This window comes from Clostridium sp. cel8 (assembly GCF_014050525.1).
Classification (GTDB): domain Bacteria; phylum Bacillota; class Clostridia; order Clostridiales; family Clostridiaceae; genus Clostridium_B.
This window is the reverse complement of record NZ_JACGAG010000003.1, coordinates 48,341-67,712: the sequence shown is the minus strand read 5'-3', so window position 1 is coordinate 67,712 and position 19,372 is coordinate 48,341. Positions and strand designations below refer to the sequence as shown.

General features: G+C 29.7%; 15 protein-coding genes. 13 read left to right on the top strand and 2 right to left on the bottom strand.

What is annotated here, in order from left to right; genetic code table 11:
• Window positions 1–31: 31 nt before the first annotated feature.
• Both H2684_RS04010 and H2684_RS04005 read right to left on the bottom strand, forming a co-directional pair.
• Complete coding sequence (locus H2684_RS04010) at window positions 32–187, bottom strand: hypothetical protein (protein WP_182088110.1); 156 nt, start codon at window positions 185–187, stop codon at window positions 32–34.
• 124 nt (window positions 188–311) lie between these two features.
• Window positions 312–1,829 (bottom strand): YifB family Mg chelatase-like AAA ATPase, encoded by a 1,518-nt coding sequence (locus H2684_RS04005; RefSeq protein ID WP_182088109.1) that lies wholly within the window; start codon window positions 1,827–1,829, stop codon window positions 312–314.
• A 141-nt stretch (window positions 1,830–1,970) separates the two neighbouring features.
• Here H2684_RS04005 and dprA point away from each other — a divergent pair, with 141 nt between their 5' ends.
• The 13 genes from dprA (at window position 1,971) to H2684_RS03940 (ending at window position 19,097) form a co-directional block, all read left to right on the top strand.
• Window positions 1,971–3,089, top strand: coding sequence for a DNA-processing protein DprA (gene dprA, locus H2684_RS04000; RefSeq protein ID WP_182088108.1), 1,119 nt, complete (start codon window positions 1,971–1,973; stop codon window positions 3,087–3,089).
• A gap of 107 nt (window positions 3,090–3,196) precedes the next feature.
• Window positions 3,197–5,317: a type I DNA topoisomerase gene (topA, locus tag H2684_RS03995; RefSeq protein ID WP_182088107.1), complete on the top strand. Its 2,121-nt coding sequence runs from the start codon at window positions 3,197–3,199 to the stop codon at window positions 5,315–5,317.
• Window positions 5,318–5,620: 303 nt separating this feature from the next.
• Window positions 5,621–6,400 (top strand): GTP-sensing pleiotropic transcriptional regulator CodY, encoded by a 780-nt coding sequence (gene codY, locus H2684_RS03990; protein ID WP_182088106.1) that lies wholly within the window; start codon window positions 5,621–5,623, stop codon window positions 6,398–6,400.
• 139 nt (window positions 6,401–6,539) lie between these two features.
• A complete protein-coding gene (gene rpsB / locus H2684_RS03985; protein WP_182088105.1) occupies window positions 6,540–7,241 on the top strand; it encodes a 30S ribosomal protein S2 in 702 nt (233 codons plus the stop codon).
• A gap of 87 nt (window positions 7,242–7,328) precedes the next feature.
• Complete coding sequence (gene tsf / locus H2684_RS03980) at window positions 7,329–8,249, top strand: translation elongation factor Ts (protein WP_182088104.1); 921 nt, start codon at window positions 7,329–7,331, stop codon at window positions 8,247–8,249.
• A gap of 118 nt (window positions 8,250–8,367) precedes the next feature.
• A complete protein-coding gene (gene pyrH / locus H2684_RS03975) occupies window positions 8,368–9,078 on the top strand; it encodes a UMP kinase (RefSeq protein ID WP_182088103.1) in 711 nt (236 codons plus the stop codon).
• A 23-nt stretch (window positions 9,079–9,101) separates the two neighbouring features.
• Window positions 9,102–9,659 (top strand): ribosome recycling factor, encoded by a 558-nt coding sequence (gene frr, locus H2684_RS03970; protein ID WP_182088102.1) that lies wholly within the window; start codon window positions 9,102–9,104, stop codon window positions 9,657–9,659.
• A 75-nt stretch (window positions 9,660–9,734) separates the two neighbouring features.
• The gene (locus H2684_RS03965; protein ID WP_182088315.1) at window positions 9,735–10,502 is read left to right on the top strand and encodes an isoprenyl transferase; all 768 of its coding nucleotides are present in this window, start codon (window positions 9,735–9,737) and stop codon (window positions 10,500–10,502) included.
• A 42-nt stretch (window positions 10,503–10,544) separates the two neighbouring features.
• The gene (locus H2684_RS03960; RefSeq protein ID WP_182088101.1) at window positions 10,545–11,342 is read left to right on the top strand and encodes a phosphatidate cytidylyltransferase; all 798 of its coding nucleotides are present in this window, start codon (window positions 10,545–10,547) and stop codon (window positions 11,340–11,342) included.
• 103 nt (window positions 11,343–11,445) lie between these two features.
• Entirely contained in the window at window positions 11,446–12,609 is a 1,164-nt protein-coding gene (locus tag H2684_RS03955) for a 1-deoxy-D-xylulose-5-phosphate reductoisomerase (RefSeq protein ID WP_182088100.1), read from the top strand.
• 55 nt (window positions 12,610–12,664) lie between these two features.
• Window positions 12,665–13,654: an RIP metalloprotease RseP gene (gene rseP, locus H2684_RS03950; protein ID WP_182088314.1), complete on the top strand. Its 990-nt coding sequence runs from the start codon at window positions 12,665–12,667 to the stop codon at window positions 13,652–13,654.
• Window positions 13,655–13,714: 60 nt separating this feature from the next.
• On the top strand, window positions 13,715–14,764 hold the full coding sequence (gene ispG, locus H2684_RS03945; protein WP_182088099.1) for a flavodoxin-dependent (E)-4-hydroxy-3-methylbut-2-enyl-diphosphate synthase: 1,050 nt from the start codon (window positions 13,715–13,717) through the stop codon (window positions 14,762–14,764).
• Window positions 14,765–14,789: 25 nt separating this feature from the next.
• Window positions 14,790–19,097, top strand: a complete 4,308-nt coding sequence (locus H2684_RS03940; protein ID WP_182088098.1) for a PolC-type DNA polymerase III — start codon at window positions 14,790–14,792, stop codon at window positions 19,095–19,097.
• Window positions 19,098–19,372: the final 275 nt, after the last annotated feature.

The following is a 19,372-nucleotide window of genomic DNA, read 5'->3' as shown; positions in this document are numbered from 1 at the left end:
CCTCTAAATAGTCATAATTGCTTCCATAAGGCTATATATGTGGAAGATAGATGTTAATAGATATTAATAGTATGAAAAGCACTATAACTCCTCCAGATGTAATCATATGATGGTTTTTCTTTTTCAATCCAAATGCAAATAGTAAGAGGCCAAATATAAAAAATAATACAATTATGAAAAAATTCATATTAACTTAATCTCCTATCTACTTAATTTTGCCTGAAGTTATTTAAAATATTATATGGTAAAAAAATACTTTATTACATTATATTACAATTAAAAACTAAAATAAATAAGAATTTATATGAAACTCATATTATCTTATTATTCATAAATCGTCTGTAATTTAAAGCTTCTATTATGTGTTCTTCTCTTATTTTAGGGCTTAAGTCAATGTCAGCAATGGTTCTTGAAATCTTTAATATTTTATTATAGGCTCGTGCACTTATGTTATACTTCAAAAATATTTTTTCTAGTAATTTTATATTTTTATCATCTAAAGTACAAAATTTTTTTATGAGCCTTGCATCCATTTCAGAATTGTAGTTTATGATTTCTTTTTTGAATCTTTCCTTCTGTATTTTTCTAGCGGCTATTACTCTTTTTTTCATATTTAGAGAAGTATCATTTTTTTTATTTCCATTTAAATCATTAAAAGAGGGAGTATTTACAAAAATAAATATATCAAGTCTATCTATAAGAGCATTTGATAGTTTTGACATATATCTTTTTCTTTCATATTCGCTGCATGTGCAAGGCCTGTTTGATGCAAAGTTTCCACATTTACATGGATTTGTTGCCATTACAGTCATAAAATTACATGGATATCTTACTTTTCCACTAGATCTACTTATAGTTATAAAGTTCTCTTCGATTGGCTGTCTTAGAACTTCTAATACACTTCGTTTGAACTCAAGTATTTCATCTAAAAACAATATTCCATTGTGGGCTAGGGAAATCTCACCAGGCATCAAATTAGAGCCACCTCCTATTAGTGCAATTGGAGTTGTTGTGTGATGTGGATTTCGAAAAGGAGGTTCTACTATTAAAGATTTGTGTTTGCCAAGCATACCTGCTGCACTATATATTTTAGTTACTTCAAGTGCATCTTTATAACTTAACTTTGGAAGTATTGAAGGTATTCTTTTTGCGATCATTGTCTTTCCACAGCCTGGGGGCCCTATCATAAGCATATTATGTTTTCCTGCAGCAGCTATTTCGGCGGCTCTTTTACAACTTTCTTGGCCATGTATATCTGAGAAATCCAATTTAGATTTTTGATTTTCTCGTTTTATACTATATGAACAAGCACTTATATTTCTATTTTTTATAAAGTTAACTACCTGATTTAAGTTTTTAAAAGCATAACAATAGATTCCTTTAACAACGGAGCATTCCTCTAAATTTCCATAAGGGACTATAAATTTTTTTATGTTGTTTTTTAAACCATCTATAGTTATTGGAAGAACACCTTTTATGCTGTTGAGATTTCCAAAAAGTGATAGCTCACCTACAACGATAAAATCATTTGAATCTATAAAATTTATTTGACCTGTAGCATATAGTATTCCAAGTGCTATAGGAAGATCGAAGAGAGATCCAAATTTTTTTATATCAGAAGGAGCTAGATTAACTGTTATTTTTTTTATTGGAAATTTGAAACCAGAATTTATTATGGATGCCCTTACTCTATCTCTAGATTCTCTTACTGAGGTTCCAGCAAGGCCAACTATATTGAAACAAGGAAATCCATTTTCTATATTTACCTCTACAGATATTATGTGTGCTTCAATTCCAAAGAGAAATGCAGTATTTATTTTTACAGCCATAATATCACCTCCACTTAATTATTGACCAAAATTATCCGCATTAAACTAAATATTTTAATATAAATTAAAAAATATCAGAATAAAATTGTATTCACTGCTAATAATTAAAATATTAAATTATATGTATATGGAGGAGTATAAATGGAGATATATGATCTGTGGTTTGCTCATTGTAGAATATCTGATAGGCTAAAAATAGATATACTAAAAAATTTTCAAAATACAAAAGATATCTGGATGAATTTTATTTACTACAATAAGCCAATAGATATATGGGAAAATCATAATGTATGTAAAAAGGTTTCTCAAAAGTTAAAAGCTGCATGGAAAAAAGATAATTTAGAGTCTATGATTGAAATTTGTGATGAAAAAGGAATAAGAAGTGTAAATTTCAACGATGAATTATACCCATATATGTTAAAAAATTATGATGATTCCCCAGCAATTTTATTTTATATAGGTAATTTAAATAAGTTAAGTAAAAATTTAAATGTTGGAATTGTAGGTTCAAGAAAGTGCAGTATATATGGAAAAAATGCAGCGGAGATAATAAGTAAGGAAATATCAAAAAATGGAATAAATGTAATAAGTGGTATGGCAAGGGGAATAGATTCTTTTGCTCACAGAGGATGTATTGATTCAGGTGGGTATACCTGTGCAGTACTTGGTTCAGGTGTAGATGTAGTATATCCTAGTGAAAATAAGAAGCTTTACAATGATATTTTACTAAATGGATGTGTGTTATCTGAGGTGTTACCTGGGAGTAAACCACTTGCATATAATTTTCCAAAGAGAAATAGAATAATAAGTGGTTTAAGTGATGTAATTGTTGTAGTAGAGGCTGCTGAAAGAAGTGGAGCCTTGATAACGGCTGGAACCGCTGCTAAACAGGGTAAGACTGTTATGGCAGTTCCAGGATCGATTTTTTCATATGAAAGTAAGGGAACAAATAAACTTATAAAAGATGGTGCATTTCCCTTTACAAATTTAGATGATTTATTTGAACTTTTAAATCTTGAGTATACTTTGAAGCCTGTTAAAAGTAAGGAAAATATAGATATATTAACATTAGATCAAAAAAGAGTATATGACGTAATAGGGGATACTCCAATGCATATAGATGACATTTCTAGAATAACTAATATTGACATAAAACAATTATATGAGTTATTATTTGAATTGCAATTAAAAAATCGAATAATATGTCTTTCAGGTAATTATTATGTTAAGATACATGATAAAGATAGTATTATAAATTAATAAATTTAAAATCAGAATTAATTATTTATGGTTTTGAAAAAGTGGTTTTATTTTAAAAGAACGAGGGGGTGTGATGCTCTGATAGTACTTTTTAATCAGAGTTTGATATGGGACAAAAGTTAGTTATAGTAGAGTCACCAGCAAAAGCTAAAACAATAGGAAAATATTTAGGTAAGAATTATATAGTAGAAGCATCTATGGGTCATGTTAGAGATCTCCCAAAGAGCCAACTGGGAGTTGATATAGATAATAATTATAATCCTAAATATATAACTATAAGGGGTAAGGGAAAACTTTTAAATAAGCTTAGAAAAGAAGCTAATAAAAGCGACAAAATCTATCTTGCAACAGACCCTGATAGAGAAGGAGAGGCAATTTCATGGCATCTATCCCATGTTTTAAAGTTGGATGAAAATGAAAAGTGCAGAATAGAATTTAATGAAATAACAAAGAGTGCAGTTAAAGGATCAATAAAAAATGCAAGACAGATAAATTTAAATTTAGTTAATGCACAGCAAGCGAGAAGAGTTCTTGATAGATTAGTTGGATATAAAATAAGCCCAATACTTTGGAAAAAGGTAAAGTGGGGTTTAAGTGCAGGGAGAGTTCAGTCTGTAGCACTTAAAATGATATGTGAGAGAGAAAAGCAAATAAAGAATTTTGTTCCAGAGGAGTATTGGACAGTTGAATGCGTTTTGAACAAAGAGAAAGGATCTTCTAGAAAAGCTTTTAATGTGAAACTTACAACATTTAAAAAAAAGAAAATTAATATTAAAAGCAAGGAAGAAGTAGATAATATAATAGAATGTCTAAAATCTGGAGAATTTTTAGTAAAAAATGTAAAAAATGCAACTAAGAGCAAAAACCCACTTCCACCTTTTACAACAAGTACACTTCAGCAAGATGCATACAGAAAATTAAATTTTTCTACAAAGAGGACTATGTCTGTAGCTCAGCAACTTTATGAAGGTATTGATATAAAAAAACATGGTACTGTTGGTCTTATAACATATATGAGAACCGATTCTGTTAGAATATCAGAAGAGGCACAAGAAGACTGTAGAAATTTTGTATTAGATAGTTTTGGAAATAAATATATTCCAAAGAGTCCTAGAAAATTTAAAAGCAAGAAGAATATACAAGATGCTCATGAAGCAATAAGGCCTACAAATGTTAACATAACACCTGATTCTATAAAACAGGATTTAAAACCTGAACAGTATAAATTATATAATCTTATATGGAAGAGATTTGTAGCAAGTCAAATGGCATCTAGTATAATCGATATAAAATCTGTGGATATAGTAAATGGAGATTATGGTCTTAAAGCAAGCGGATCAAAAGTAAATTTTGATGGATTTATGAAAGTGTATGATTATTCTACAGATGGAAAGAAAAAAAATGATAGTTTACCTGAACTTGCAGCAGGAGAAAAGCTTGTTGAAAAATCCATTGAAGGTAAGCAACATTTTACACAACCTCCAGCTAGATATTCAGAGGCTTCTCTTGTAAAAACTCTAGAGGAAAATGGAATAGGAAGACCAAGCACTTATGCACCTATTATATCTACATTACTTGATAGGAAGTATATTGAAAGAGATAAAAAGACACTTCTTCCTACAGAACTTGGAGATATAGTAAATAACATAGTTAGTGAATATTTTAGGCAAGTTGTGGATGTTGAATTTACTGCTGAAATGGAAGACAAACTTGACAGAATTGAAGAGGGAAAGGAAGATTGGAGAAAAGTTGTAGAAGAATTCTTTGAGCCTATGAAAAAAGCTATTGATATAGCTGAAAAAGAAGTTGCAAAAATAACTATAGAAGATAAAGTAACTGATATAAAGTGCGATAAATGTGGAAGATTTATGGTAATAAAACATGGTAGATTTGGAGATTTCTTAGCTTGTCCAGGATATCCTGAATGCAAAAATACTAAACCTATTGTAAAAGAATTAGATGTTAAATGTCCTAAATGTGGTGGTAAAGTAGTTGAAAAGAGGAGTAGAAAGGGAAGAAAATTCTTTGGGTGTAGTAACTATCCTGAATGTGATTTTGTAAGTTGGTTTGAACCTACAGATGAAAAATGTCCTTCTTGTGGAAGCTATATGGTAAAAAAATATAGTAAGTCTAAAGGAAATTACCTTGAATGTTCCAATAGCGAATGTAAGCACAGAGAATATAAATCTAAAGATATAGATACAATTGAAAAAGAAAACAGCAAATAAGATTTATTTATATGTAATGCTAGTATTACAATGGGAGACATGTTGTCTCCCATATAATTATGTTAAGGAAATTAAATTAAAAATTTATGTTGAATTATAGCAATTAGTGTGCTATCATAATTAAGGATACGAGATAATTCTAAATATTTTAAAAACTCTAAAATGTATTATGTATAAAATAATTCATATAAACTTTAATATCAAAGATGATTGTTTATAAAGGTTAGTTGTATTTGTTTTTGATGTTTTAACATATCCAGTAATTTTAAATTGAAGATAAATCATCCTAAGGAGGAGTATTAAATGACGTCTTTGTTAAGTAAGACAAGAATGTTAAATAAGATATTACAAAAATCTGGAACAGATCTAGTGGTTTTTAATGATATATGCAATATGTTAGGAGAACTTCTCAATTGTAGTGTATATATTGTAGGTAAGGATAATAAGATATTAGGCTATAACTTTTCTGAAAGTTTCGAAAATAATCCTTTAAGCAGTAAATTTATAGAGGACATGAGATTTTCAGAAAGATATAATAATAAATTGTTAAGTATAAGTGAAACTATTTCCAATGTAACTAATAAAGAATTATTTGATTTTGAAGATTATGATAAATTAGATGAAATAAGTGAAAAGTTTCTAACTATAGTGCCTATAGTTGGAGCTAGAGAAAGACTTGCAAGTTTATTTTTATCAAGAGAAAAGGATAAATTTACAGATGAGGATTTAATTCTTGGAGAATATAGCGCCACTATAATAGGTCTTGAAGTTTTAAGAGCTAAAAATGAGCAAATTGAACAGGAAGCAAGAAAAAAGGCAGTAGTTCAATTAGCAATAGGAACTCTTTCTTATTCTGAACTTGAAGCTGTTGAACATATATTTAATGAATTAGATGGAAATGAAGGATTACTTGTTGCTTCTAAAATAGCAGATAAAGTTGGAATAACAAGATCAGTTATTGTAAATGCACTTAGAAAATTTGAAAGTGCAGGAGTTATTGAGTCAAGGTCTCTTGGAATGAAAGGTACTCATATAAAAATATTAAATGATAAACTTTTGGACGAACTAAAAAAAATAAAATAGAATTTATTGAATAGATAAGTTTGTTATGATATACTACATAGAGTAATAATTACACACATTATCTAATTTATAGGCAGGTGCCATAAAGGTAAGCTATAAATATGAAGATAATGGAGGAAAAAACCTAGGAGGGAAATTAATGTCAATTATTTCAATGAAACAATTATTAGAAGCAGGTGTTCACTTTGGACATCAAACAAGAAGATGGAACCCTAAAATGGCTCCTTATATATTTACTGAAAGAAATGGAATCTATATAATAGATTTGCAAAAGACAGTAAAGAAGATTGAGAAATCATATGAATTTGTAAAGGAAGTTGCACTTAGTGGAAAAGGTGTATTATTTGTTGGAACTAAGAAACAGGCACAAGAAGCAATTCAGCAAGAAGCTACTAGATGTGATATGTTTTATGTAAATAACAGATGGCTAGGTGGAATGCTTACGAATTTTAGAACTATAAAAACTAGAATAAAGAAATTAGAAGATCTTGAAAAGATGGAAGAAGACGGAACATTTGAAGTTCTTCCAAAAAAAGAAGTTATTAAATTGAAAAATGAGAAGGAAAAGCTTGAGAGAAATCTAGGCGGAATTAAGACCATGGATGCAAATAATATAGGAGCAATATTTATAGTAGATCCTAGAAAGGAAAGAAATGCTATATCAGAAGCTAGAATACTTGGAATTCCAGTTGTAGCTATTGTAGATACAAATTGCGATCCAGATGAGGTAGATTATGTTATACCTGGAAACGATGATGCAATAAGAGCTGTAAAATTAATTACTTCTAAAATGGCAGATGCAGTAATAGAAGGAAGACAGGGAGAACAGCTTGCAGAGTAATGGTATATGTTAATTAAATCAGATATTGAAAGGAGTTGAAGACCGCAACTTAGCATTTAATTACTATGCTGAAGTCGGTAGATACTTATGATAACTGCAAAAATGGTAAAAGATTTAAGAGAAAGAACTGGAGCAGGCATGATGGACTGCAAAAAAGCTTTGTTAAAAGCAAATGGTGATGTAGAAAAAGCAATTGAAGTACTTAGAGAAAGAGGATTGGCAGCTGCAGCTAAAAAAGCAGGGAGAATAGCTGCGGAAGGTATTGTTAGTACTTATGTTTCTGAGGATAAAAAAAGTGCTTCAATGGTAGAGATAAATTGTGAAACTGATTTTGTAGCTGTAAATGAAAATTTCGTAAAATTTGCAAATGCAGTTGCAAAGCAAGCTTCAAAAACAACTGCAAATTCAGTAGAGGAGTTTGTAGAAGAAAAATATGCTTTAGATGAGACAAAGACAATATCACAGGCACTTACAGAACTTATTTCAAAACTTGGAGAAAATATGGCTGTAAGAAGATTTAAAAAGATGACTGTTGATAATGGAATTATTTCAAGCTACATACATGGCGGCGGAAGAATAGGTGTTTTAGTTAAAGTTGAATGTGATAAAGAAAGTGATACTTTAAATGAAGTTGCTAAGGATTTAGCTATGCAAGTAGCTGCAGCAAATCCTCAATTTTTAGATGAAGCTTCAGTTGATGAAAAAGTACTGGAGAAAGAAAAAGAAATATATAGAGTTCAAGCATTAAATGAGGGAAAACCAGAAAAAATTGTTGAGAAGATGGTATTTGGAAAAATAAAGAAATTCTATAAGGAAAATTGTCTTGTTGATCAATTATGGATTAAAGATTCAGATTTGACTATAGCCAAGTATCTTCAAAATAAGTCAAAGGAAGTTGGTTCACCTATAAAAGTTACTGAATTTGCAAGATTTGAAAAAGGTGAAGGCATAGAGAAAAAAGAATGCGATTTTGTAGAGGAAGTAAAAAAACAGATGGAAGGTAAATAGAAACTGAAAAGAGGACACTGTGTGTTCTCTTTTTTTAGAGTAGGAAAGAAAAATTGCTCTATGCATGTGGATTCATAAATCTAATTTTATTATAATTGATAATTGGAGGTATTAATATATGAAAGATTGTAAATATAAAAGAGTAATGCTTAAACTTTCAGGAGAGGCTCTTTCAGGAAAAAATGGTTATGGAATAGATTTTAATGTTACTAAAAATATAGCAAAACAGATAAAGGATCTTATAGCTATGAAAGTTAAAGTTGCAATTGTTGTAGGCGGTGGAAACATATGGCGAGGAAGAGATGGTAAAGACATGGATAGAACTACTGCAGACTATATGGGAATGCTCGCTACCTGTATAAATGCTCTTGCACTCCAGGATTCACTTGAAAGTTTAGGAGTAAATACAAGAGTACAAACAGCTATTGAAATGAGAGAAGTAGCAGAACCATTTATAAGAAGAAGAGCTATGAGACATATTGAAAAAGATAGAGTAGTAATATTTGCAGCGGGAACTGGTAACCCATATTTTTCAACGGATACAACAGCTTCTTTGCGTGCTGCTGAAATAGAGGCAGATGTATTACTTCTTGCTAAAAAGGTAGATGGAGTATACGATAAGGATCCACATAAATTTAACGATGCTAAAAAATTTAAAAAACTTACATATATTGAGGTACTTGAAAAGGGCCTTCAAGTTATGGACTCAACTGCTACTTCACTTTGTATGGATAATAATATTCCTATTTTAGTATTTGGTCTTGATAATCCAGAAAATATAATAAAAGCTGTTCTTGGAGAAGAAATTGGTACACTTGTGTATAAATAATAAATTTTAGGAGGTATTTTTCTATGATTAAAGATGTCTTAAAAAATGCAGATGAAAAGATGAAAAAAACTACAGAAATTTTAAAAAAAGAACTAGCTTCTATGAAAGCAGGAAGAGCAAATGTAGCTATGCTTGATAAGATAGAAGCTGAATATTATGGTACAAATACTCCAATAAATCAACTTTGTAACATATCTATACCTGAACCTAGAGTGCTTTCTATTCAACCTTGGGATAAAAGTGCTATGAAGGCTATAGAAAAGGCTATATTGAAATCTGACTTGGGCATAAATCCTTCAAATGACGGAGAAGTAATAAGATTGGTTGTGCCTGAACTTACAGAGGAAACTAGAAAGAAGATAGTTAAAAATGTTAAAAAAACCGGAGAAAATTCTAAAATTGCTATTAGAGGTATAAGAAGAGAGTGTAATGATAAACTAAAAAATATGAAGAAAAATAATGAGATAACAGAAGATGAACTTAAAAAGGCAGAAAATGATATTCAGAAAAAAACAGACAATTTTATAAAAGATATAGAAAATATAGTTGCAGCTAAAGAAAATGAAGTTATGTCAATATAATAACAATATTTAGAACCTGCGAATTCGCAGGTTTTATTAAAATAACATAATTTATTGATTTAAATAATGGAGGAGCTGAAAATGCTAGGAAGTGCTAATAAAAAAGTTAATAATGCAAACACTATAATAGAAGTTGATATGGATAATATACCTAAACATATAGGAATTATAATGGATGGAAATGGAAGATGGGCAAAGAAGCGTAATCTTCCAAGAACTTTTGGACATAGAGCTGGAGTTGAAAATATACGAGAAATTGTAAAAGAGTGCAATAATTTAAAAGTTAAGTATCTAACTTTATATGCTTTTTCTACGGAAAATTGGAAAAGGCCTAAAGATGAAATATCTGCACTTATGAAACTTTTAGTTCAATATCTTAGAAAAGAATTCAATGAATTAAATAAAAATAATGTTGTAATAAATCATATTGGGGATATATCTAAACTTCCAGATGTATGTCAGGTAGAACTGGAATCTGCCTATGAAAAAACAAAGAATAACACGGGACTTGTGTTGAATCTTGCATTAAATTATGGTGGAAGAGCAGAACTTATAAGAGCTTTTAAACTTATAAATAAAGATATTAAAAACGGAATTATTGATGAAGATGAATTAGATGAAAAAATTGTTTCCAACTATCTTTATACTCGAAATATGCCGGATCCTGATATTATAATAAGACCAAGTGGGGAAAAAAGATTGAGTAACTTCTTTTTGTGGCAATGTGCATATTCAGAATTTTGGTATTCTAATATATACTGGCCAGATTTTAAAAAAGAAGATCTTAGAAAGGCAATATATGACTATCAACATAGGGATAGAAGATTTGGAGGAGTAAAATAGATTTGGATTAAAGTATAGTATTATTTTTGGAGGTGTTATAATTTGAATAACAGATATTTGGGAGCACTCATAATTGCTCCTTTTATTTTACTTTTATTTATAGGTGGAGTATATCTTAAATATGCAATAATGGTTCTATCACTTATGGGGATGTATGAATTTTATGGAGCAGCCTCAAAAAAAGGGATTAATCCAATTTCTATAATAGGATACTTAGTTTGTATAATCTATTATATTTCCATAAATAATTATTATAATTACAAATTTGTATTTTTAAGTACTGTAATAACATTATTTGCACTTATGTGTATAACTGTATTGGATTTGAAATATAATTTTATAGATATATCTATAACTATTTTAGGATTTTTATATTCAGCTGTATTTTTTAGTTTTATAGTGTTAATCTATAACTTAAATTATGGAAATTATTTTGTATGGCTTATATTTATTTCATCGTGGCTTTGTGATACTGGAGCATATTATTCTGGAAAATTTTTTGGAAAAAATAAGTTGTGTCCTAAGTTGAGTCCTAAAAAAACTATTGAAGGATCAATAGGAGGAATAATATCTAGTACTATAGGTTGTTTTCTATTTGGCTTGTTTTCAATTTATAGACAGGTGCCAATGAGTATATATCATTATGTTGCGATTGGAATTTTATGTGGAGTTTTTTCTCAATTTGGTGATTTGTTTGCATCATCTATTAAGAGATATGCAGGAATAAAGGATTACAGCAATTTGATACCGGGACACGGTGGAATATTGGATAGATTTGATAGTATACTTTTTTCTGGAGTTGTAGTATACTTCTACTTAATATTTTTAAATCTAGTATAGAAATTATGGTATAATTAATCGTGTCGTAATTACAATTTGAAATATAATTGTATAAAAGTAGATTGAAGAGTAATAGTTTGAATAGGTAACGGAGGATGTTTAGATGAAAAAAATTTCTATATTAGGTGCTACAGGGTCTATAGGAACCCAAACTTTAGATATAATTAGAAAAGAAAGAGAAAATTTTAAATTAATTGCTGTTTCTGCTAATAAAAATTTTCAAAAACTTATAAATATAATAGATGAATTTAAACCAAAATATGCTGTTTTAATGAAAGAAAACGCATATAATAAGCTTAGAGAATATTGCACTGACAAAAATCTCAAAACAGAAGTACTTTTAGGACTTAACGGATTGAATACAATAGCATCTTTAGAAGAGGTTGACATAGTTGTTACATCTGTTGTAGGAATTATAGGACTTGTACCAACTCTTAAAGCAGTGAGAGCAGGAAAGACTATAGCACTTGCTAATAAAGAAACATTAGTTGCAGGAGGAAAAATAGTAAAACAGGAGATGAAAAAATATAATGCACATATAGTTCCTGTGGATTCTGAACATGGAGCTATATTCCAATGCTTGAGAGGAAATGAGGAAGAAGAAGTAGAAAAGTTATTTTTAACAGCATCTGGAGGACCATTTAGAGGAAAAAAAAGAGATGAACTTGTAGATGTTACTTTAAATGAAGCTTTAAACCATCCTAATTGGAAGATGGGAAGAAAACTTACTATAGATTCTGCAACACTTATGAATAAAGGACTTGAGGTTATAGAAGCACATTGGCTTTTTGATATTCCATATGAAAAGATAGAAGTTGTAGTGCATCCTGAAAGTATAATTCATTCTATGGTAGAGTATATAGATGGAAGTGTATTGGCTCAACTTGGGAGTACGGATATGAGATTACCTATACAATATGCACTTAACTATCCAAAGAGAAATAAATCCGTAGTAGAAAAATTAGATTTCTATAAAATTGCAAAATTGACTTTTGAAAAACCAGATATGGATACATTTAAACCTCTTAAATTTGCTTATGAAGCTGGAATAACAGGTGGTACAATGCCTGCTATATTAAATTGTGCAAATGAGGCTGCAGTTTCCTTATTCCTTGAAAGTAAGATTAAATTTTTAGATATAATGGATATTTTAGAAGATTGTATGAATAAATTTGAGAAAGTAGATGACTATGGACTAGAGGATATAATCGAACTTAATACGAGAGTAAAGAGTTATGTAAAATGTAAATATGATAAGAACTGTTAAATTTATTTTAATATTATTTTAGGAGGAATGATGTTTGTATATAATTGCTGCTATAATGGCTTTTGGTCTATTGATTTTAATTCATGAATTAGGACATTTTACTTTAGCTAAGATAAATGGAGTAGTAGTTGAAGAATTTGCAATAGGTATGGGACCTCAGCTATTTTCAATAAAAGGTAAAGAAACAAAATATTCCATTAGATTGCTTCCAATAGGTGGATATGTAAAAATGCTTGGAGATGAAGGAGAAAGTACAGATATAAGGGCTTTTAATAATAAAAGTCCAATTAGAAAACTTAGCATTGTAGCGGCAGGTCCTATAATGAATTTTATACTTGGAGTATTTTTATTTTCAATTATAGCTTTTCAAAAGGGCTGTATCGTACCTATAATAGATAAAACAATTGCGAATAAACCTGCACAGCAAGTTGGATTAAAAGCAGGAGATGAGATAATTAAGGTAAACAATTCTAGTGTATTCATATGGCAGGATTTTCAGACGGAAGTGTATATGAATGGTGGAAACACTCTTAATATAACTTATAAAAGAGGAAATCAAATTAAGAGTGTTTCTGTTAAGCCAGAACTTGACGAATCTAAAAAAGGATATATTATTGGAGTATATGGAAAAGAAATACTTAATCCAAGTATAGGTAGGTCAATAACCTATGGATTTTTAGAAACAAGATCTCTTATAAATCAAACTTTCAAATTTTTTAAAACGCTTTTTATAGGAAGAGCTAATATGAATGATGTAGGAGGACCTGTTACAATAATAAAATTATCTGGAGCAGCTGCAAAAGCTGGGATTTTTACATTAATGGCTTTTTGTGCATATATAAGTATACAACTTGCTATATTTAATATAATACCTTTCCCAGCACTAGATGGTGGTTATATATTATTATTTCTGTTTGAGTTAATAACAGGAAAGAAGGTAGATCAAAATAAGGTTGGGATGATAAATTATTTTGGATTTGCAATACTTATGATGCTTATGGTTCTTGTAACGGTAAAGGACATAATACATCCTATTCAATTTTAATTATAAAGGTGTTCTAAATTTTAGATAACATTATTTGTTGATTTAAGGGGAAGATTTTAAATGATAAGACAAAAAACTAAGAAAATAAAGCTTGGGAATACATTTATAGGAGGAGATTCCAAAGTATCTGTACAGTCAATGACTAATACAGATACAAGAGATAAAGAGAGAACTATAAATCAAATAAAGAGCTTGGAGAAAGCAGGCTGTGATATTGTAAGATGTGCAGTACCTGATATGGAAGCATGTGATGCTATTAAAGAAATTGTAAAGAATGTGGATATACCTGTAATTGCAGATATACATTTTGATTATAAGCTAGCTTTAAAATCTATAGAAAATGGTATATCTGGACTTAGGATAAATCCTGGAAATATAGGAAGTAAGTACAAAGTTGAAGAAATAGCAAGAAGTGCTAAGGCCTCAAATATACCTATAAGAGTAGGTGTAAATTCTGGTTCTTTAAGCAAAGACATGATGAAAAAATATGGAAAAGTTTCATCTGATGCTTTGGTTGAAAGTGCATTAAGACATGTTTCTATATTAGAAGAAGTAAACTTTAATGATATAGTGATATCTATAAAATCATCAAATGTAGTTCAGATGATTGAAAGCTATAGAAAAATATCTAAGGTAACAAATTATCCACTTCATCTTGGAGTTACTGAAACAGGCACCTATTTTAAGGGCACAATAAAATCAAGTGTAGGAATAGGTACACTTTTAATGGAAGGAATAGGTGATACAATAAGAGTATCGCTTACAGGTGATCCTGTAGAAGAGGTAAAAGTAGGTAGACAAATTTTGAAATCTTGTGGATTGATTAAAGATGGAATTGAATTTATATCGTGTCCTACTTGTGGTAGAACAGAGATTGATCTTATAAATATAGCAAATGAAGTTGAAAAGCGTCTTGCAAATACCCATAAAAATATCAAAGTTGCAGTTATGGGCTGTGTAGTAAATGGACCTGGTGAAGCTCGAGAAGCGGATGTTGGTATAGCTGGTGGAAATGGTGAAGGACTTATATTTAAAAAAGGTGTAATTGTAAAGAAGGTAAAAGAAGAAAATCTTGTTGAAGCACTTATGGAAGAGATTGAAAAAATGTAATTTTTTTGCACAAGGAGGTCAAGTTATGAGTTCTGATATTATGAGTTTTTTACAAAAAAACATTGATCAGGACAGTGACATTGTTTTAGAAGATATAAAATTGCAAAAAATACAGTACTTGAAAAAAAGTAATAGATTAAAAATAATAATTAAGTCTAAAAATGATATTGGATCTAAAGTAAAGTCAAAGATAAAACAAATAGTTACAAAAAAGTTAGGATGTTTTCCATATGTTGACCTTATATGTTATAAAGATGTATCAAATGTATCTTTAAAAAATGCATGCAAAGATTATTGGATTGAAATTGTAAATATACTTTCTTCTTATATTCCCGTGTGCAAAGATTTTTTGTTGAAATCTTCAAAGAAGATAGAAGATAATGCGATAAAAATATATAATGGAAACCACTTTTTGTGTAATTTATTAAAAAACAGGAATCTTGATAAACTTTTGGTAAGAACAATGAGAGATTTGTTTGGAATAAAATGCAGTGCATCCTTGATATATGATGAAACTTTAGTTAATGATAATTTCTTGGATTATAGTAAAAATAGGGAAGATATTTATATAAAGGATATAATGAAAAATAGAAACTTAAGTTTAAAATCCTCTGAGAACTCAAATAAAAAATATAATAATACCAAGAATAAAAAGTTTAGTTCCAAGTCTGGTTCAGTTATATTTGGAAAGCCAATAAATTCACATCCTGTAGAGATGAGCTCTATAACTGGACTTCAAGGTATTGTAGTAATTCAAGGAACTATATTTAAAAGGGAGATAATTGAAACTAAAACAGGGCGAAAAATAGTTACATTTTATATAACTGATTATACTAGTTCAATTACGGTTAAATTTTTCCCAAAGCCAAAGAATGCAGACCAAATAATTGATGAAATAAAAGAAGGAACTTACTGCATGGTAAGAGGCGAAACTGTAAATGATCCATATGCTAAGGAAATGGTTGTAATGGCAAAGGATATTGTAAAATCTATAAAGCCAAAAAAAGTAGATAATGCTGATAAAAAAAGAGTTGAGCTTCATTTACATACTAAGATGAGTGCTATGGATGCAGTAAGTTCTGCATCAAGTCTGATAAAAAGAGCTGCATCCTATGGACATAAGGCAATAGCAATAACAGATCATGGAGTAGTTCAGGCATATCCTGAAGCTATGGAAGCGGCTAAGAAAAATAATATAAAGGTTATATATGGAGTTGAAGCATATCTTGTAGACGATAGTATACCAATTGCAGAAAATGCAGATAATGTGCAACTAAATGATACATTTGTAGTTTTTGATATAGAAACTACAGGCCTTTCATGTAGAAATGATAGTATAATAGAAATAGGTGCTGTTAAAATAAAAGATGGAAAGATAATAGATAAGTTTAGCGAATTTGTAAATCCAGGAAGACCAATACCAATTAATATAGTTGAATTGACTAGTATTACAGATGATATGGTTTCTGATGCCGACACTATAGAAAATGTACTTCCAAGGTTTATGAAATTTATAAATGGAGCTGCAGTTGTTGCTCACAATGCCGAATTTGATACAGGTTTTATAAAGAAAAACTGTAGAGATATGAATTTGAAGTTTACGAGTCCAATTATTGATACAGTGCCAATGTGTAGATTTTTAATTCCAGAACTTAGAAAATACAAATTAGATACAATTTGTAAACACCTTGGAATATGTCTTGAAAAACATCATAGAGCAGTTGATGATGCAGGTGCAACTGCACAAATACTTTTAAGGTGTTTTAAAATGCTTAAAGAAAGAAATATATCTGATTTTGCTACGTTAAACGAAGAGTATTTAAAAAATATAGATATAAAAAAACAACCTACATATCATTTGATAATACTTGTAAAAAATCAGACAGGGCTTAAAAATTTATATAAACTTATTTCATTTTCTAATTTAGATTACTTTTTCAAAAAGCCTAGAATGCCAAAAAGTCTTATTATGAAGTACAGAAAAGGTCTTATAATAGGGAGTGCTTGTGAAGCAGGAGAGGTATACAGGAAAATTATAAGCGGAAAAAGTGATAATGAGTTAGAGGAAATGTTGAAGTTTTATGATTATCTTGAAATCCAACCACTTGGAAATAATAAATTTATGATAAGAAATGGAATAGTAAAAGATGAGGATGAACTTAAGGAAATAAATAAGAGAATATGTCATCTTGGAGAAAAATATAATATGCCTGTAGTAGCTACAGGTGATGTTCACTTTATGGATCCTAAAGATGAAGTATTTAGACGAATAATAATGGCGGGACAGGGATTTTCAGATGCAGACAGTCAACCTCCTCTTTATTTCAGGACAACAGATGAAATGCTATCTGAGTTTTCTTATTTAGGAAATGATAAAGCATATGAGGTAGTTGTTTATAATACAAATAAAATTGCGGATATGATAGATGATAATGTAAAACCAATACCAGATGAAACATTTCCACCTAAAATAGATGGAGCTGAAGAGCAAATAAAGGAAATGACTTTGAAAAAAGTTCATTCAATATATGGTGAAAAGCTTCCAGATATAGTTCAGAAGAGATTGGATAAAGAATTGAATTCAATAATAAACAATGGGTATGCAGTGTTATACCTCATAGCTGAAAAACTTGTAGCAAAGTCACTTGAAGATGGATATTTGGTAGGATCTAGAGGATCTGTTGGATCTTCTTTTGTAGCTACAATGTCAAATATAACTGAGGTTAATGGATTGCCTCCACACTATGTTTGTCCTAAATGTAAACACAGTGAATTTATTACTGATGGTTCTGTAAGTTCTGGAGCAGATTTGCCAGAGAAAAATTGTCCAAATTGTGGAGAAAAGATGAGGCGAGATGGTCATGACATACCTTTTGAAACATTTCTTGGATTTAATGGTGATAAGGAGCCAGACATAGATTTGAATTTTTCAGGAGAGTATCAATCTGTAATACACAAGTATACTGAGGTTATTTTTGGAAAAGGCCATGTATTTAAAGCTGGAACTATTGGAACTATAGCTGAAAAAACTGCTTATGGGTATGTAAAAAAGTATCTTTCTGAAAAAAATATAGTAGTTCCAAAGGCTGAAGTTGAAAGACTTACTATGGGATGTACTGGTATAAAGAGAACTACGGGACAGCATCCAGGTGGTATAATGGTAGTTCCAAGTGATAATGAAATATATAATTTTACACCAATTCAGCATCCTGCCGATGACAATGATACTGATGTAATAACAACTCATTTTGATTATCACTCTATAAGTGGTAGGCTTTTAAAGCTTGATATACTTGGTCATGATGATCCTACGGTCTTGAGAATGCTTCAAGATTTAACTGGTGTTGATCCTAAAAAGATTCCAATTGGAGATCCAAAAGTAATAAGTTTATTTACTTCTCCAGATGCACTTGGAGTAACTGCAGAAGAGCTTGGATGTCCTGTTGGAACTTATGGACTCCCTGAGTTTGGAACTAAATTTGTAAGGCAAATGCTTGTAGATACAAAACCAAAGAGTTTTGCAGATTTGGTCAGAATATCAGGATTATCACATGGTACTAATGTATGGCTCAATAATGCACAGTATTATATAAAAGAAGGATATACAACTTTAAGTGATTGTATTGCCTGTAGAGATGATATAATGATGTATTTAATATCAAAGGGACTTCCACCTAAAGATGCTTTTACAATAATGGAGAAAGTTAGAAAAGGTAAAGGACTTACAGAAGAGAGAGAAGCACTTATGCGAGAACATGGTGTCCCTGATTGGTATATTGAGTCATGTAAGAAAATAAAATATATGTTTCCTAAAGGTCATGCAGTAGCTTATGTAATGATGGCAATTAGAATTGCATATTTTAAGGTATACTATCCAAAAGCTTATTATGCAACTTACTTTACTGTAAGGGCAGATGAATTTGATGTGGATGTTATTATAAAAGGTGAAGATTCTATAAAGAAAAAAATGGATGAAATACATGCTATGGGAAATGATATTACACAAAAAGAAAAAGGACTACTTACAATATTAGAACTTTCATATGAAATGTATAAAAGAAAAATAAAATTTCTTCCTGTGGATATATATAAATCTGATGCTACGAAATTTTTAATTGAAGAAGATGGAATAAGAATTCCTATAAATGCACTTCAAGGTGTAGGTGAAAATGCAGCTAAAAATATAGTTAATGCTAGAGAATGTGGTGAATTTATTTCAAAGGAAGATATAAAAACACGAGCTAAAGTTTCTAAAAGTGTAATTGAGATGCTTGATAGTCATGGTTGTCTTAGGGGACTTCCGGAAACAAATCAGTTGTGTCTTTTTGCATAAAATTGAAAATAAATTATAAAAAAATACTGATATATAAAAGTATAATGCTACCTATAGAATAGATACTTGAAAAAAGTGTCCATTCTATAGGTATTTTTTTGTGTGATTAACGCGTATATTTATAAAAATAGGGGATAGTATAGGATTAAATATTCTTTTTTATACAATAAATGCATAATACATATTCAAATATTTCAAAAAGTGAATAATACATATTCATTTTTTGAAATAAATAAATACATATGATAAATTATTACTTGTATATTGACAATATA

What these genes read in the sequence shown, in the direction of transcription:
- H2684_RS04010 (WP_182088110.1), bottom strand. Translation starts at nt 187, where the DNA reads ATGAATTTTTTCATAATTGTATTATTTTTTATATTTGGCCTCTTACTA.
- H2684_RS04005 (WP_182088109.1), bottom strand. Translation starts at nt 1,829, where the DNA reads ATGGCTGTAAAAATAAATACTGCATTTCTCTTTGGAATTGAAGCACAC.
- dprA (WP_182088108.1), top strand. Translation starts at nt 1,971, where the DNA reads ATGGAGATATATGATCTGTGGTTTGCTCATTGTAGAATATCTGATAGG.
- topA (WP_182088107.1), top strand. Translation starts at nt 3,197, where the DNA reads ATGGGACAAAAGTTAGTTATAGTAGAGTCACCAGCAAAAGCTAAAACA.
- codY (WP_182088106.1), top strand. Translation starts at nt 5,621, where the DNA reads ATGACGTCTTTGTTAAGTAAGACAAGAATGTTAAATAAGATATTACAA.
- rpsB (WP_182088105.1), top strand. Translation starts at nt 6,540, where the DNA reads ATGTCAATTATTTCAATGAAACAATTATTAGAAGCAGGTGTTCACTTT.
- tsf (WP_182088104.1), top strand. Translation starts at nt 7,329, where the DNA reads ATGATAACTGCAAAAATGGTAAAAGATTTAAGAGAAAGAACTGGAGCA.
- pyrH (WP_182088103.1), top strand. Translation starts at nt 8,368, where the DNA reads ATGAAAGATTGTAAATATAAAAGAGTAATGCTTAAACTTTCAGGAGAG.
- frr (WP_182088102.1), top strand. Translation starts at nt 9,102, where the DNA reads ATGATTAAAGATGTCTTAAAAAATGCAGATGAAAAGATGAAAAAAACT.
- H2684_RS03955 (WP_182088100.1), top strand. Translation starts at nt 11,446, where the DNA reads ATGAAAAAAATTTCTATATTAGGTGCTACAGGGTCTATAGGAACCCAA.
- rseP (WP_182088314.1), top strand. Translation starts at nt 12,665, where the DNA reads ATGGCTTTTGGTCTATTGATTTTAATTCATGAATTAGGACATTTTACT.
- ispG (WP_182088099.1), top strand. Translation starts at nt 13,715, where the DNA reads ATGATAAGACAAAAAACTAAGAAAATAAAGCTTGGGAATACATTTATA.
- H2684_RS03940 (WP_182088098.1), top strand. Translation starts at nt 14,790, where the DNA reads ATGAGTTCTGATATTATGAGTTTTTTACAAAAAAACATTGATCAGGAC.